Below are 15,116 nucleotides of genomic sequence, written 5' to 3' on the forward strand. Positions count from 1 at the left end.
CCTCCTCATTGGATTTCCCCCTGCCGGTCGGATTTCGCCTGCTGGATCGCCTGCCAGATGCGGAAAGGCGTGACCGGCATTTCGATATGGGTGACGCCGAGATCGGCGAGCGCATCGGCGATCGCGTTGACGGTCACGCCGAGTGACGGCGTGGTGCCGCCTTCCCCGCCCGGGCGAAACCCGAGCGGATGGCTTTTCGCCGGCACTTCGCTGATATGGGTGTCGAAGCTCGGGAAGTCCGAGGCGCGCGCCACCTGGTAATCCATGAAGGTGGCGGCGAGGTTCTGGCCGGTCTCGCGGTCGTAATGCGACCACTCGAACAGCGCCTGGCCGGCGCCCTGCACGATGCCGCCATGGGTCTGGCCGTCGACGATCATCGGGTTCAGCGCCTTGCCGACGTCGTCCACCGTCGAGTAACGCGGGATATGGCAGGAGCCGGTTTCCGGATCGATTTCGATCTCGCAGACCGCGGCGCCGTAGGGATAGGCAAGCCCGTGGGTCGTCTCGTCGGCAATCGCCGCCAGCACGCCCTGCAGCTCGTCCGGCAGGCCGATCCCCTTTTCGGCGGCGTCCGCCGCCTCGAACAGGCTCACGACACCATTGGAGCCGCGGGCGCGAAAATGGCCTTCGGCATAGTCGACCTCTTCCGGCTTCCCATCGAGCATGAAGGCGGCGATCTTCCTGCCGCGCTCGATGATCTCCGCGGTCGCCTTGTGCATGACGATCGAGGAGAAACGGAGCGACCGGCCGGAATGCGAGCCGCCGCCGGCGGAGACGAAATCCGTGTCGCTGGCGCGGATCTGCACGTTCTCATGGGGAATGCCAAGGAAGGAGCCGACGAGCTGGGCGAAGGCCGTCTCGTGGCCCTGACCCGTGTTCTGCGTGCCGATGACGACGTCGACGGTGCCGGAAGCCGGATCGACGGTGATCTCGGCGCGCTCGCGCGGCACGCCGCTGGTGCCCTCGATATAATTGGAGAGGCCGATGCCGCGATATCTGCCGCGGCTGCGGGCCTCGGCGCGGCGGGCCTCGAAACCGGTCCAGTCGGCCATGTCGAGCACCTTGTCCATGCAGCCGATGTAGTCGCCGTTGTCATAGGCGACGCCGAGCGGATTGGTATAGGGACATTCCTGCTCGGGGATCATGTTGATGCGGCGCAGTTCCACCCGGTCGAAGCCGAACCTGCGGGCGGCGAGGTCGATCATCCGCTCGACGATGTACATCGCTTCCGGCCGGCCGGCGCTGCGATAGGGAATGGTCGGCACGGTATTGGTCATCGCCGCGAGGAATTCCACATGCGCAACGGGCACCCGGTAGAGGCTGGTCATCAGCTGCAGGCCCTTGTTGAGGGGCGTGTAGGAGACCGTATGGGCGCCGATATTGCTGATATTGATCGAGCGGAAGGCGAGGAACCTGCCATTCCCGTCGAGCGCGAGCTTCGCCCGCACATGCAGGTCGCGGCCCTGGAAATCGGAAAGGAACGCCTCGATGCGCTCCGCCTGATGTTTGACCGGCCGGCCGACCAGCCTGGCGGCATGGGGCAGCAGCACGAATTCCGGATAGGTGGCGTTGCGCGTGCCGAAATTGCCGCCGACATCGCGCGGTGCGACGACGCGGACAAAGGCCATGTCGACGCCGAGCGACGCGGCGATCTGCTCGCGCATCATCACCACGCCATGGCCGCCGGAGGCGTGGATCGTGAACCTGCCGGTTGCCGGATCGTATTCGGCCGACGACGAGCGCGGTTCCATGTGCACGCCGGTCACGCGCTGCACCCAGCTTTCGAATTCCACGACATGCGCGGCACCCGCGAAGGCGGCGTCCACGCCGTCCCTGTCGCCCACCTCGCCGCCCAGCGCTCTGTTGCCGGGGACGTGATCCCATATCTGCGGCGCGCCTTCTTCCAGCGCGTCGATGCCGCGCACCACGGAGGGCAGTTCCTCCCAGTCGACCATCACCGCTTCTGCCGCGTCCTTGGCGAGATTGGTGGATTCGGCGACAACCATGGCGACCGCCTCGCCGACGAAACGGGCCTTGTCGGTCGGCAAGGCCCGGTGATGGGTGCGGGCGCGCTCCGTGCCGTCGCGGTTCCTGATGCGGATATCCGAGCCGGACTGCGAACTGCCGATCGCATGCGGGATGGGCCTGATGCCGGCCGCCACGATGTCCTCGCCGGTCAGCACCGCCAGCACGCCCGGCATTTCGAGGGTGGCGGATGTATCGATGCTGCGGATGATCGCATGCGCATGCGGCGAGCGGACGAAAGCGGCATAGGCCGCATTTTCGAACTTCAGGTCGTCGGCATATTCACCCTTGCCGGTGATCAACCGGAGGTCTTCCTTGCGCCTGACGTCTTCACCGATCATGCCGTTCCTCCCTTTCGCACCGTCCGCGGATGCCGGCCGACGGCATTCCGCCTGCGGCTTTGGGCCGTTATGACGCGGAGTGCAAGCTAATTCATAATAGACATATTATATCCGTCAATGTTGAAAATCGAGCCTGGACGGGAATTCCTGAACGGAGGAAGGAAGGCCCGGAGCGATCCGGGCCGGATTTCCCAGGGGAGGGGAATTCGCGGCACGCCGCCTCCGGCATTGGGATCGCCATGCGATTTTTTCGTCTCCCCTGTCGGGAACATCGAGGCCGTTTCGTCCTTGGATCGAGAGCCCCGTCTTATTCAGAGGAGGGGCAATCCCGAAGGAAAGGAACATACGATGAAGGTGACGCAGCATCTCTGGTTCGAAAAGGACATGGAATCCGCCATCCGCTTCTATACGTCGCTGATCCCGGGTTCGTCGGTCGGCTGGGTTTCGGCCATACCCGCCGACACCCCGAGCGGGCCGGCCGGCAGCGTGAAGCTTGCGGGGTTCACTCTCGGCGACCAGCGTTACATGGCGATCGAGGCGGGGCCGCTCGACCCGTTCAACCACGCTTTCTCGATCATCGTCGAATGCGAGACGCAGGAAGAGATCGACCGCCTGTGGGACGCGCTGAAGGAGGGCGGTTCGACGGAACAATGCGGCTGGCTCAAGGACCGCTGGGGCCTCTCCTGGCAGATCACGCCGAAGCGGCTCGGCGAACTGATGAACGAGCCGGACCGCGCCAAGGCAAAACGTGTCACCGAGGCCATGCTGAGGATGGTGAAGTTCGACATCGCCGCCCTGGAGGCGGCAGCGCGCGGCTGAGCGAAAGGGAGGGGAGGGCGCCATCCCGCCGCCTTTTCACCGAAGCAGCGTCCTGGCGATGATCTCCAGCTGGATCTCGTTGCTGCCGCCGAAAATGCTCTGGGAGCGGGAATTGAAATAGACGGCGGAGGCGACCTTGCGCTCCTCGTCGATCTCGCTCTCTTCCGGCAATTCGTGCAACGGCCGGTGCTCTTCCCAGCGCAGCGCGTCCGGACCGAGGATCGAGGCGGCGAGTTCGGCGATCGACTGGCGGATGCGGCTCCGCTCGATCTTCATGGTGGAGGAAGGCACCGAGCCCGGATTGCCGCCGGCTTGCACCTTGGACATAGCGGCAAGCTCCAGCATGTCGTTGGCATCGACATCCGTGGCGATCTCGGCGAAGCGGGCCACAAACAGCGGATCGTCGATCATCTTGCGCCCGTCCGGCAACGGCTCGGAGGCGAGCCGGTGGAGGCGGGTCAGCATGGCGCGCAGCACGCCACCGGCGAAGGCTCCGCCGCGCTCGAATTCGAGCAGGTACTTGGCGATGTCCCAGCCTTCGCCTTCCGCGCCGATGCGGTCGGAGACCGGCACCTTCACGTCGTCGAAGAAGACCTGGTTGAATTCATGCGTGCCGCAGATCGAGCGGATCGGCCGGATGGTGACGCCGGGCGATTTCAGGTCGATCAGGATGAAGGTGATGCCTTCCTGCTTCCTGCCCGTGTCGGCGGTGCGCACCAGCGCGAACATGCGGGTGGCGTGATGCGCCAGCGTCGACCAGATCTTCGAGCCGTTGACGACATAGTGGTCGCCCTCCAGCACCGCCTTGGTCTTGAGCGAAGCGAGATCGGAGCCGGAGCCGGGTTCGGAATAACCCTGCGCCCAGACATCTTCGCCATCAAGGATGCGCGGAAGGTAGAAAGCCTTCTGTTCGTCGGTGCCGTAGCGCATCAGCACCGGCGCGATCATCTTGATCGAGGCGCCGCGGAAATGCGGCTCGCCGGCCCCTTCGCACTCCTGGTCGAAAATGTAGCGCTCGGCGAGCGTCCAGCCGGTGCCGCCATATTGCCTCGGCCAGGAGGGTGCGACCCAGCCCTTCCCGTTGAGCTTGGCCTGCCATTTGAGCCCGATATCCGGATCGGCAAGAAAACTTGGATTCAGCCGTTCGGCGCGCTTCAGGCTGTCGTCCAGATGGGTTTCGAGAAACGCCCGCACCTCGTCGCGGAAGCGGATCTCGTCTTCTGTCATCAACAGATCCATGGCCTTCTCCTTAAACGGGTTCGCGCAGCAGGCTGCCGGACAGCACGGCGGGATCGCCGATGACCTCGCCGTAGCGCTTCAGGTGGTCGGCAGTGGTGCCGAAGGTGTTTTCGATCGCGTAGAGCCGGCGGAACCAGGCGCCGACCGGCATTTCCTCGGAAAATCCCATGGCGCCGTGCAACTGGATCGCCTCCTGCGCAACGACACGCGAAACCTTGCCGATCTTGGCGCGGGCGCCGGAGACGCCGCGGATGCGCATCGCCCGGGAGGCATCGACGGAAAGCGTGGCGAGCAGGGCGGAGGCGCGCGCCTCCTGGCATTTCACCGCCATCTCGGCCATGCGGTGCTGCAGCGCCTGGAAGGCGGCGAGCGGCTTGCCGAACTGCACGCGTTCCTTGGTATAGGCGACCGTCGCATCCATCAGCGCATCCATGATGCCGACCGCTTCTGAGGCGAGCGCCGCATTGGCGCGGTCATGGGCCGCCTCGATTTCGGCAAGCGTGTCGCCGGCATCGAGCAGCGCGGAGGCCGGTACGGATACATTATATAAAGAGAGGTCGCAGGCCCGGCTGCCATCCACCAGCCTGACGGTTTTCCGGGTCAGGCCGGCCGTTTCCCCCGGAACGGCGAACAGCCGGATTTTGTCATCCAGCTTTGCCGAGACGAGGAAGATATCGGCAAACGGCCCGCCGAGGACGAGCGGTTTCTGGCCGGAAAGGCTGTAGCCCGCGCCGCTCTTCATGGCGGTGGCGGAAATGTCGCCGAGGTCGAAGCCGGTCTGTCTTTCCGAATGCGCCAGCGCCGGCCGTGATGTGCCGGCGATCAGGTTTCCGAGGATTTCCGCCTTCTGTTTCCCGGTGCCGAGCTTCTCGACAAGGCTGCCGGCGAGGATGACGGACGCGAGATAGGGCTCGACCACCAGCGCCCGGCCGATCGCCTCCATGATCAGCGAGATTTCGACTGCCCCGCCGCCAAGCCCGCCGTTCTCTTCGGCAAACGGCAGCGCCAGCCAGCCGAGATCGGCCATTTCCGCCCAGATTGCGGCATCGAAGCCGTCACCGGAGTCGAGGATCTTCACCCGCTTCTCGAAGTCGTAGCGGCCCTTGAGGAAACGCTCGGCGCTTTCCTTCAAGAGGAGTTGCTCGTCCGAATAGTTGAGGTCCATGGTCGGGTCTCGCGGTTAAATATATCGAGGTCGCGGGTGCCGTCCCCTCACCCGGCCTCCGCTCCGCTCGGCCACCCTCTCCCCAGGGGGAGAGGAGGGAATAGCAGCGTCGCCGCATATCCCCTTCTCCCCAGCGGGGAGAAGGTGCCGGCAGGCGGATGAGGGGCCGCTTGGCGCATACTTTTAACGAGGGGAGGTGCCTACTCCTCCCGCTTGTAGGCCCCATGCCCCGGGCGGTAGGTCTTCGTGTCGAGGAACTGCGACAGTCCTTTCTCGCGGCCCTTTTCCGGGTCCACGAATGTCGTCTGGTCGGCCTTGGCAGTGAGGTATTCGGCCGACTCTTCCCAGGTCATCTTGCGCACATACTTGTAGGCCATGCGGGCCTGACGCAGCACGGTCGGGTTCTTTTCGAGGAGCACGCGGGCGATCTCGACGGTGCGTTCGCGAAGCTTGTCGGCCGGCACCGCCTCATTCACCAGGCCGAGTTGCTCGGCCATCCTGCCGCCGAATTTCTCGCCGGTCATCACGTAGTACATGGCCTTGCGGTCGTTCATCAGCGTCGAGATCGCCTTGGAAACGACACCGCCGGGGATGACGCCCCAGTTGATTTCCGACAGGCCGAAGACCGCGTCTTCGGAGGCAATCGCCAGGTCGCAGCAGATCAGCGGCGTGAACGCGCCACCAAAACACCAGCCGTTGACCATGGCGATGGTCGGCTTGGCGTAGTGCATCAACAAACGCCATTGCCAGGCGCGGGTCGAGCGGTAGGCGCGCATGCGCTTCACGTCCGAAACGCCGTCGGTGGCGCGGAAGAAATCCTTGAGGTCCATGCCGGCGGAGAAGGCCTCGCCTTCGCCGGTCAGGATGACGACGCCGGCGCGGTCGTCGACTTCCAGTTCGTCGAGCACACGGATCATGTCCTCGGCCAGCCCGACGCTCATGGCGTTGCGCTTGTCCGGGCGGTTCAGCTTCACCCAGGCGATGCCGTCCTCGAACTCGACCTTGACGTTTTCGCCGCCGATATCGCTCGCTTCTATGGCCATCGTGTCTCTCCTAAAAAGGCGCTCGCGCCTTATAACTGGCTGGTGAACTTGGTGACGAGATAGGCTTCCATGCCTTCTGAACCCCCTTCGGAGCCGTAACCGCTCTGCTTGACACCGCCGAAGGGGCTTTCGGTCATGGAGATCGCATTGTTGTTGATGCCGACCATGCCGGCTTCGATCGCGTCGCTGACCATGGTCGCGGTCTTCGCTGATTGGGTGAAGGCGTAGGATGCAAGGCCATAGGGGAGGCGGTTCGCCTGTTCGATCGCCTCCTCGAAGGTGGAGAAGCGGGCGGTGACGGCGACCGGGCCGAAGGGCTCCTCGTTCATGATGATCGCGTCCTGCGGCACGTCGGCGAGAACCGTCGGCTGGAAGAAGTAGCCGCGATTGCCGCCGCGCTCGCCGCCGGCCGCGATCCTCGCGCCGCGGCTCACGGCGTCGGCCACCATGCGCTCCATGGCGGGTACACGGCGGCTGTTGGCGAGCGGCCCCATCTGGCTCTCCGGGTCGAGGCCGTCACCGACCTTCAGCGCCGCCGCCGCCCTGGCGAAACCGTCGACGAACTTGTCGTGGACGCTGTCATGCACGTAGAAACGGGTCGGCGAGATGCAGACCTGACCGGCATTGCGGTATTTCGCGTGCACCATCACCTGAACGGCATGGTCGATATCGGCATCCTCGAAGATCAGCACCGGCGCATGGCCGCCGAGTTCCATCGTGGCGCGCTTGACGCCCGCCTGGGCGGCAAGCACGGCGAGCTGCCTGCCGACATTGGTCGAGCCGGTGAAGGTGATCTTGCGGATGCCTTCCGAGGCGATCAGGTGTTCGGAAACCTCCGCCGGCCTGCCGTGCACGACGTTCAGCACGCCGTTCGGCAGGCCCGCATCCTGCAGGGCTCGGGCGATTTCCAGCACCGTCGACGGCGTCTCCTCGGAAGGCTTGATGACCATGGTGCAGCCGGTCGCGAGCGCCGCGGAAATCTTGCGGGCCGGAATGACACCCGGAAAGTTCCAGGGCGTGAAGCCCGCGACCGGGCCGACTGGCTCCTTGGCCACGAACCAGCGGGCGCCCGGCAGGCGGGAGGGAATGACGCGGCCATAGGTCCGGCGGCCCTCGTCGGCGGTCCAGTCGAGGATATCGGCCGAGATATGGACTTCCGGGATGGCCTCGCCGACGGGCTTGCCCTGGTCGAGCACCATGCGCCGGCCGATGTCGGCGGCGCGCTCGCGGAGAATATCGGCCGCCTTGCGGATGATCCTTGCGCGGTCATAGGCCGTGGTGCTGCGCCAGGTCCTGAAGGCGCGGGAGGCGGCGGCCACCGCCCGGTCCAGATCCTCCGCCGTCGCATGCGGCAAGGCGCCGATCAGCTCTCCGGTCGCGGGGTTGATGACGTCTTCGGTGACGCGGCCTTCCGGGCCGATCCATTCGCCATCGATGAAGAGCTTCAGTTCACCATAGGATTTGGTCTGCATCACGGCTTCCTCCCTCGTGACGGACTATTGGACGGAACGGCGGATGCTGCCCCTCACCCGGCCTCCGCTCCGCCACCCTCTCCGCCACCCTCTCCCCAAGGGGAGAGGGGAACAGCAACGTTGCGGCCCTTCCCTTCTCCCGGCGGGGAGAAGGCGCCGGCAGGCGGATGAGGGGGCGGCACCCCGAAATCTCAACGAGGGCTTGCGCCCTCACCGCACCACGAATAACGCGTCCAGGGCCAGAACCCCGTCCCCCTCGCCATAGACAACCAGCGGGTTGATATCGACTTCGACAATCTCAGGCGTCGAGCGCATCAGCGCGCCGAGCTTCACCACCACGTCGGCGATCGCCTCCACGTCGCGGGCCGGCTGGCCGCGGAAGGGACCGAGCAGTTTGGCGGCCTTGAGCTTGCGGATTTCCTCGATTGCCCGTTCGCGGCTGATATCGGCCGGCAGCAGGCGGGCGTCCGCCAGCGCCTCGATCCAGACGCCGCCCAAGCCTACGAGAACCGTCGGACCCCACTGGTCGCGCTTGGCGCCGACCACCATTTCCAGCCCCTGCCGCGCCATGCCTTCGATTAGTAAGCCGTCGAGCGCGAGACCCGGCTTGTGGGTGGCGATATTGGCATACATCTCTTCATGCGCGGCGCGCACGGCCGTCTCGTCCGCGAGGTTGACGATGACGCCGCCGACATCGCTCTTGTGGGCGAGCTCGGCTGCCTGCGCCTTTATGACGACGGGATAGCCGATTTCCGCGGCGATCTTCACCGCTTCGTCGGCGGTTCTCGCAAGCGCCCCCTTGGGAATCCGGATGCCGAGATCGGCAAGGATTTGCTTGCCCTCATATTCGGGTACGAGACCGGCGGCCGGAGTATATCTCAGGCGCGCGCCTTCCGCAGCACGGTCGCGGGTGGCGGCGAGTGCGGCCGCATAATTCATGACGACGGCCATGGCGCGCATGGCGCGTTCCGGCGAGCGGAAGAACGGAATGCCGCTGTCGCGCACCGCCTTCATGAAAGTCGGATCGAGCGGATAGTCGTCGCCGATGATGTTGAGGATGACCGGTTTTTCGGCCGTCGCGGCGACGGGAATGATCGCATCCGACTTCTTGATCTGCATCGACGGCGAGCCGCCGGCATGCGAAAGAAACACGATGCCGACATTCGGGTCCTTCAGCATGGCGGCCGTGGACGTGCCGAAAATACCGGGATTGGCAAAACCGGTCGTGCCGATGTCGAACGGGTTGTCGACATGCACGTAGGGCGGCACGAGCGAGGTCAGCTCTTCGCGCACTTCCGGCGAAAGCGTCGCGATTGGCAGGCCGACCCGTTCGCAGAAATCGAAGCAGAGGCCGCGGATCGCACCCGAATTGGTGACGATGCCGGCCTCGCCCCGCGGCGGCAGGGGATAACGGGCGAGGATGGCGGCGACGTCGAAGAGCTCGTCGGTCGTCTCGACCAGCGCGACCGCTTCGTTGCGGACAGCGGCCTGCATGGTGGCATGGTCGCCGGCAAGCGCGCCGGTATGGGACTGGGCCGCCTCTTTGCCGCGCTCGCTGGAACCCGGATGCAGCATGACGATCGGCTTGCCGAGTTCGCGGGCGCGCCGCGCGACGGACAGGAACTTCTGCGGATTCTTGACCTGCTCCACATAGACGGCGACGACCGCGTTGTGCTTGTCCTCGATCAGCCATGCGATCAGGTCTTCCGCAGCCAGTACCGCCTCGTTGCCGGTGGCGATGACATAGGAGACCGCGATCTCTCGGGAATGCATGGCGAAGCGGATATTGGCGGCCGTGGCGCCGCTCTGGGCGACGATCGCAACGCGCGAGCGCTCGCCGACACCGCGCAGATCGACGGGCTCGAAGGTGAGCGGAATGCCGTCGACATAGTTCGTATAGCCCATGCAGTTGGGGCCGAGCATGGCGATGCCTGCGTTGCGGCAGATCCCGGCAAGCTCGTCCTGCTGCTGGCGGCCCTCCTCGCCGGCTTCCGCAAAACCCGACGAATAGACGATAACGCCCGCTACTTCGCGCTCGATGCAGGCGGTGACCGATTCCCCGATTGCCGCCTGCGGCACGATGAGGATCACCACGTCGACGCCCTTCGGCAGGTCGCCGATCGTCTTCACGCAAGGCCGGCCATTGATCTCGTCGCGCGAGCGGCTGACGAGATGCAGGTCGCCGGAATACTGGAAGAGTTCGAGGTTCGCCAGCACGCCGCCGCCGATCGAGGCACGATCCGGCGATGCGCCCACGATCGCGATGGATCGGGGGCGCAGCAGGCGGTCGAGGTCGAACGTCCTGGGGGTATCGGAAGACATGGTGGTCATCGTGTCAGCCATGACGGGTCACTTCTAGTCGCGGCGGTATGCGCCGAGGCCCGGACGGAACGACTTCTCGTCCAGGAACTGGCTCATGCCGACATTCCGGCCGTTCTCGGGGTCGCGCAGTTCCGTCTGGTCGGACTTCGCCATCAGGTACTCGCCGGCCTGTTCCCAGCTCATGTCGCGGGTGAAGCGGCAGGCGGTCTTGGCCTGGCGCAGCACGAAGGGGTTCTTGCCGATCAGCGTCCGGGCGAGCTTGCGGGTCTCTTCCCTCAGCTCGTCCGGCGCGACCGCCTTGTTGACCAGCTTCATCTCGGCGGCCTGCTTGCCGTTAAACGTCTCGCCGGTCATGATGTAGTACATGGCGTCGCGGAAGCTCATCGTTTCTAGCACCGACTTGGTGACGATGCCGGCCGGGATGATGCCCCAGTTGATTTCCGAAAGGCCGAAGACCGCGTCTTCGGATGCAATCGCGAGGTCGCAGCCGACCAGGAACTGGAAGGCGCCGCCGAAGCACCAGCCGTTGACCATGGAGATGGTCGGCTTGGGGTAATACATCATCCGGCGCCACTGCCATGCGGCATTCGCCCGGAAGAGCCGTTCGCGCTGGATCGGCGGCACCTTGTCGGTGGCGCGGAAATATTCCTTGAGGTCCATGCCGGCGGAGAAGGATTCGCCTGCCCCCGTGACCACCATCACCCTGCAGCGCTCGTCCTCTTCCAGCGCGTCCATGATCGCGTTCATCTCCCAGACGATGCCGGGGTTGATCGCGTTGCGCTGCTTCGGGCGGTTGAGGGTAACCCAGGCGATCCCCTCGTCGAATTCCACGGTGACATAGTCGCCCCACTTCCGGGGTTCGGTGGATTCGGTCTGATTTTCCATGGCAATTTCTCCCTGTTGACGGATAGATATCAGGGACCCGAATATGCGTCAAGCAGCTTTCTGTTTCGGCCTTTGCGTCAGGAAAGCCCCTGCCAGGTTGCGGGACAAATGCTTTTTCATACGCGCCGTTATCCCGAAACCGGCTCCGGTTTTCCGGTGGCATGCGCCTCAACCGCGCCCGAGGAACGGCATTTCCACCGGCAGGATGATGCTCTCGTAAAGGTTCACGTCATCCGGCAGGGTCGCCATCAGCACGACGATCCGCGCCACGTCGAGCGGCATCATCGTGGCGGGGCGGACCTGGTCGGTAATGCCGGGGACCAGCGAGCTGACCGTCGAACCCGGATGCACCATCGAGACGGCAATGCCGTGTTCGCGGCCATCGACGGCAAGCGAGCGGGTGAGGCCTTCGAGCGCGAACTTGCTTGCCGTATAGGCGGCGGTATGGGGGCGCGGCACCTTCGAGGAGAGGCTGCCCATGTTGATGATGCGGCCGCGTTTTTGCCCGATCATCACGGTGAAGGCGGCGCGGGAGCAATAGAAGACCGAATGCAGGTTCGCGGCGATCACTTCGTGCCAGCGCGCATTGGTGAGCTTCTCTGTCGCGGTGTGATCGGCGATGCCGGCATTGTTCACCAGGATGTCGAGCCGGCCGTATCTTTCCTTCACCCTGGCGAAGAGTTCCTCGACCTGCGCCTCGTCGGTGACATCCGTCGGCACGACGAATGCACGGCCGCCATCCGCCTCGATCTCGGCCGCGAGTTTTTCCAGCTTGTCGGCGCTGCGGGCGGCGAGCACGGCAATCGCGCCTTCCGCCGCGATCGCCCTGGCGATGCCCCAGCCGATGCCCGAGCTCGCGCCGGTGATGACGGCGATGCGGTCCCTGATGGAAATCATCCGAATATCCTCCCTTGAAGAACAACCCGTTCAGTTGCGTGAAATGCCCTCGTAAAGCGCTTCCAGCCCCCGCCGATCGCTCACTCCGAGCTTGCGATAGGCACGCTGGCGATAGGTCACGATGCTCGACAGCGCGAGCCCGACCTTTTCGGAAATCTCCCGGTGCGTGCGGCCGAGCAGCAGGCCTGCGGAAACCTCGGCCTCGCGGCCGGACAGCGCATAACCCGCCTGCAGGAGCCGCCCGGCGATCTCGTGGACCGGCGGATGCAGCGGCTGCGTCTGCGGCCGCCCCTGCAGGCGTACATGCTTGACGACGACCGCCATCAGCAGCGGCGCGATGGTCTCGATCCGCTCGACGGCGGCAAGCGGGAAAGGCCCGCTTTCGCGCGTCCGGTAGAGGCTTGCGAATATCCGCGGCTCGTCCGCATGATAGATCGTCAGGCGTTCGAGCACATGGGCGCGCTCGTAGCAGTCGCGGCGGTATTCCGGGTCGCGGATACCGTTCCAGGCCTGCCGCACCACCTGCACCTTGGGATGGCCGGAACCGCCATTCAGCACCTGCCGCGTCACCCGGTCGCGCTGCCAGTAACGGTGCGCATAGTCGAGCGAGGCGCGTTCCGCAAAGCCGGGGATCGTCGAATGGTAACCGCAGGCGAACAGATATGTGAGCGAGCCGTCCTCCTCCGCCTGGAAGGCGGAACAGAAATCGGTGCCGGCGAGCGTGCGCAGGGTTCCCAGGAACGTCTCGGGAAAGGCCGGCTCGCCGACCTCGCCCACCAGGGTGGCGATCGCCGCCACGGCGTTCGCGTCAGGCATGGGCGCCTCCCGCCGTCTTCGGGGGGCGACATGACGCGTGTCCCCTTTCAAGGTGGACACCGGAGATGTGGCGGGGGCCTACCATTCCGGCCAATGCAACAAGCCCGGATATGGAGGAACGGCCATGGTTGACGCACCGAAGCTTCGCAAGCTCTATCACTTTTCCTACCCCTGCCGCGACGGCGAGGAGACCCGCAAATTCTACGAGGACCTGCTCGGCCTGCCGCTGGTCAACTGCATGACCTCCGAGCGCGTGCCGTCCACCGGCGAGGAAAAACCCTACGCCCACTTCTTCTTCGAGCTCGGCGACGGTTCCTACATGGCCTTCTTCGACCTTGGCGAGAACATCATGCCGCTTCCCTCGCCGAATACGCCGGATTGGGTCCAGCACTTCGCCATGGAGGTCGATAGCGTCGAGGAGGTGCTGAAATTCAGGACGCGGCTGCAGGACGCCGGCGTGAAGACGACCGACGTCATCGACCACGAGTTCATCAACTCGATCTACTTCTTCGACCCGAACGGCCTGCGCCTGGAGATCACGGCCCGTACCGAGGAGCCGGGTTATCTCGAAAAGGCCGCCTCCGAAGCCCATGACGGCATGTCGGGCTGGGTGAGGAAGAAGGCCGCGATGATCGCGGCGAAGTCGGCGGCTGCCTGAGACGATGCCGCTTGCGGGTCTCTCCCCTTGCAGGGGGGAGAGGGGAAGAATGCAGGCCCGTCTCGCATCCCCGTAAACAATCGTCTCCATCGGAGACGAACCATACGCACCACCGCTCCAGTCTGGACGGTGGTGCTTTTGTCTGAAGCGCACGGTCAAACCCTCCCGATGGTGCGACGCCCGCTCCCGGCAGGCTCCGGTCGGTCTTCTTACGCCAGCAGTCCCTGCCGCCTGCTCCAGTCCATCACCCGGTCGATGCAGGTCTTCAGGAGTTCCGGCTGGCCGAGATAATAATGGGTCGCGTGCGGGATGGTCAGGTATTCCTTGTCCGGCGTCGCCAGTGCGGCACGGATCGCCGGATTGTGGGTGGCAGGAACCGCCTCGTCCGCATTGTTCTCGATCTGCAGGACGGGGGAACGTCTGATCAGCGCCGCGTTCATCGGCCCCCTGGCGTTCGAGAGATCGTAGCTCCACTGCGAAAGCCAGGAGCGCAACGTCGTGAAGCGCGCAAGCCCCACCGGTCCGACATTCACGGTGCGCGGGTCGCCCATATAGCTCCTGCCGACCGGCCGGTCGTTCGGGTCGACGGTTGCGTCGAACCAGCGCACGTCGCACATTGTGCGGTGGACGACGAAGGCGCGTTCCTGCTCCGGACCGCCGCGGCGCTTGAGTTCGGCCAGCATGTCGAGCGCCCACCGGGTGATCCTGCGATTGCGGGCGATCTGGGCGGCGCGGAAGCGCTCGACGAAATCCCTGCCGTAGGGTGGCTGGTGCGGGCAGTCCGGCGAATAGATGTCGAATTCCGGGTCGCGGACGTCCGGGTCCAGCTCGTCGAGCACCGACGGGTCGAGCCATTCGGTGAGCGTTTCGGCGCGCGACAGGTGTGCGGCGATGAAGATGACGCCGTCGGCGGGCTTCAGGCTCGCCTCGACGAGGTTCACCTCGTCGCCGGCCGGCGTGTGGGTGATGGTCGGGGTTTCCGCCTGCGCCTGGTAGAAAAGCGACAGCGAGCCGCCGCCCGACCAGCCGACCAGCACGACCTTTTCGTAGCCGAGTTCGCCGCGGGCGTGATCGAGCCATTTGCCGAGATCGATCGCCACCTTTTCCATGATCAGCGCCGTGTCGTTCTTCGGATAACGGCTCGCGGCGCAGAGAACGTGCAGGCCGGCATCGGCAAGCGCCGTCGGCATCGGCAGGAGCTGCAGCGTCGAGGTGGGGTGCATGAAGACATAGACGGTCTTCGACGGGCTGCCGGCCGGCCGCAGCAACTGGCCTTCGAGGTTCACGCGGCCCGAATTGCCGGCAAAGCCATAGGTCTCGGTATATTTCGCCGTCTCCGGAAAGGAGACGATCAGCGGGATACGCTGCCATTCCGCCTTGCTGTTCATGAATCCGCATCCGTTGTGCTTCGCCCGTCCCGCCTGCGAGGCGGCA

General features: G+C 65.0%; 12 protein-coding genes. 2 read left to right on the top strand and 10 right to left on the bottom strand.

Annotated elements, in window-relative coordinates:
- Positions 1-5: 5 nt before the first annotated feature.
- Entirely contained in the window at positions 6-2,366 is a 2,361-nt protein-coding gene (locus ACFFP0_RS07765; protein WP_377258489.1) for a xanthine dehydrogenase family protein molybdopterin-binding subunit, read from the bottom strand.
- A gap of 348 nt (positions 2,367-2,714) precedes the next feature.
- Here ACFFP0_RS07765 and ACFFP0_RS07770 point away from each other — a divergent pair, with 348 nt between their 5' ends.
- The gene (locus ACFFP0_RS07770; protein ID WP_377258492.1) at positions 2,715-3,185 is read left to right on the top strand and encodes a VOC family protein; all 471 of its coding nucleotides are present in this window, start codon (positions 2,715-2,717) and stop codon (positions 3,183-3,185) included.
- Positions 3,186-3,221: 36 nt separating this feature from the next.
- Here ACFFP0_RS07770 and ACFFP0_RS07775 read toward each other — a convergent pair whose 3' ends face one another.
- The 8 genes from ACFFP0_RS07775 to ACFFP0_RS07810 all read right to left on the bottom strand — a co-directional run bounded on the left by ACFFP0_RS07775 (position 3,222) and on the right by ACFFP0_RS07810 (position 13,024).
- On the bottom strand, positions 3,222-4,424 hold the full coding sequence (locus ACFFP0_RS07775) for an acyl-CoA dehydrogenase family protein (protein WP_377258495.1): 1,203 nt from the start codon (positions 4,422-4,424) through the stop codon (positions 3,222-3,224).
- A 10-nt stretch (positions 4,425-4,434) separates the two neighbouring features.
- Positions 4,435-5,589, bottom strand: coding sequence for an acyl-CoA dehydrogenase family protein (locus ACFFP0_RS07780; RefSeq protein WP_377258498.1), 1,155 nt, complete (start codon positions 5,587-5,589; stop codon positions 4,435-4,437).
- 200 nt (positions 5,590-5,789) lie between these two features.
- Positions 5,790-6,632 carry a p-hydroxycinnamoyl CoA hydratase/lyase gene (locus tag ACFFP0_RS07785; protein ID WP_377258501.1) on the bottom strand — a complete coding sequence of 281 codons (843 nt, stop codon included), beginning with the start codon at positions 6,630-6,632 and terminating at the stop codon, positions 5,790-5,792.
- 29 nt (positions 6,633-6,661) lie between these two features.
- Entirely contained in the window at positions 6,662-8,104 is a 1,443-nt protein-coding gene (locus ACFFP0_RS07790) for an NAD-dependent succinate-semialdehyde dehydrogenase (protein ID WP_377258504.1), read from the bottom strand.
- A 210-nt stretch (positions 8,105-8,314) separates the two neighbouring features.
- Positions 8,315-10,447: an acetate--CoA ligase family protein gene (locus tag ACFFP0_RS07795; RefSeq protein WP_377258507.1), complete on the bottom strand. Its 2,133-nt coding sequence runs from the start codon at positions 10,445-10,447 to the stop codon at positions 8,315-8,317.
- 12 nt (positions 10,448-10,459) lie between these two features.
- Positions 10,460-11,311 carry a p-hydroxycinnamoyl CoA hydratase/lyase gene (locus tag ACFFP0_RS07800; RefSeq protein ID WP_377258510.1) on the bottom strand — a complete coding sequence of 284 codons (852 nt, stop codon included), beginning with the start codon at positions 11,309-11,311 and terminating at the stop codon, positions 10,460-10,462.
- A 168-nt stretch (positions 11,312-11,479) separates the two neighbouring features.
- Positions 11,480-12,208, bottom strand: a complete 729-nt coding sequence (locus ACFFP0_RS07805; RefSeq protein WP_377258513.1) for an SDR family oxidoreductase — start codon at positions 12,206-12,208, stop codon at positions 11,480-11,482.
- A 30-nt stretch (positions 12,209-12,238) separates the two neighbouring features.
- Complete coding sequence (locus tag ACFFP0_RS07810; RefSeq protein ID WP_377258517.1) at positions 12,239-13,024, bottom strand: helix-turn-helix transcriptional regulator; 786 nt, start codon at positions 13,022-13,024, stop codon at positions 12,239-12,241.
- A 124-nt stretch (positions 13,025-13,148) separates the two neighbouring features.
- Here ACFFP0_RS07810 and ACFFP0_RS07815 point away from each other — a divergent pair, with 124 nt between their 5' ends.
- On the top strand, positions 13,149-13,682 hold the full coding sequence (locus ACFFP0_RS07815) for a VOC family protein (protein ID WP_377258520.1): 534 nt from the start codon (positions 13,149-13,151) through the stop codon (positions 13,680-13,682).
- A 209-nt stretch (positions 13,683-13,891) separates the two neighbouring features.
- Here ACFFP0_RS07815 and ACFFP0_RS07820 read toward each other — a convergent pair whose 3' ends face one another.
- A complete protein-coding gene (locus ACFFP0_RS07820; RefSeq protein WP_377258523.1) occupies positions 13,892-15,070 on the bottom strand; it encodes an alpha/beta hydrolase family protein in 1,179 nt (392 codons plus the stop codon).
- Positions 15,071-15,116 lie beyond the last annotated feature (46 nt).

The sequence above is a fragment of the Neorhizobium puerariae genome, from assembly GCF_042429745.1.
GTDB classification, from domain to species: Bacteria; Pseudomonadota; Alphaproteobacteria; order Rhizobiales; family Rhizobiaceae; genus Neorhizobium; species Neorhizobium puerariae.

Excerpts from the sequence above, each read along its gene's own strand:
- ACFFP0_RS07765 (WP_377258489.1), bottom strand. The coding sequence starts at position 2,366 with ATGATCGGTGAAGACGTCAGGCGCAAGGAAGACCTCCGGTTGATCACC.
- ACFFP0_RS07770 (WP_377258492.1), top strand. The coding sequence starts at position 2,715 with ATGAAGGTGACGCAGCATCTCTGGTTCGAAAAGGACATGGAATCCGCC.
- ACFFP0_RS07775 (WP_377258495.1), bottom strand. The coding sequence starts at position 4,424 with ATGGATCTGTTGATGACAGAAGACGAGATCCGCTTCCGCGACGAGGTG.
- ACFFP0_RS07780 (WP_377258498.1), bottom strand. The coding sequence starts at position 5,589 with ATGGACCTCAACTATTCGGACGAGCAACTCCTCTTGAAGGAAAGCGCC.
- ACFFP0_RS07785 (WP_377258501.1), bottom strand. The coding sequence starts at position 6,632 with ATGGCCATAGAAGCGAGCGATATCGGCGGCGAAAACGTCAAGGTCGAG.
- ACFFP0_RS07790 (WP_377258504.1), bottom strand. The coding sequence starts at position 8,104 with ATGCAGACCAAATCCTATGGTGAACTGAAGCTCTTCATCGATGGCGAA.
- ACFFP0_RS07795 (WP_377258507.1), bottom strand. The coding sequence starts at position 10,447 with ATGGCTGACACGATGACCACCATGTCTTCCGATACCCCCAGGACGTTC.
- ACFFP0_RS07800 (WP_377258510.1), bottom strand. The coding sequence starts at position 11,311 with ATGGAAAATCAGACCGAATCCACCGAACCCCGGAAGTGGGGCGACTAT.
- ACFFP0_RS07805 (WP_377258513.1), bottom strand. The coding sequence starts at position 12,208 with ATGATTTCCATCAGGGACCGCATCGCCGTCATCACCGGCGCGAGCTCG.
- ACFFP0_RS07810 (WP_377258517.1), bottom strand. The coding sequence starts at position 13,024 with ATGCCTGACGCGAACGCCGTGGCGGCGATCGCCACCCTGGTGGGCGAG.
- ACFFP0_RS07815 (WP_377258520.1), top strand. The coding sequence starts at position 13,149 with ATGGTTGACGCACCGAAGCTTCGCAAGCTCTATCACTTTTCCTACCCC.
- ACFFP0_RS07820 (WP_377258523.1), bottom strand. The coding sequence starts at position 15,070 with ATGAACAGCAAGGCGGAATGGCAGCGTATCCCGCTGATCGTCTCCTTT.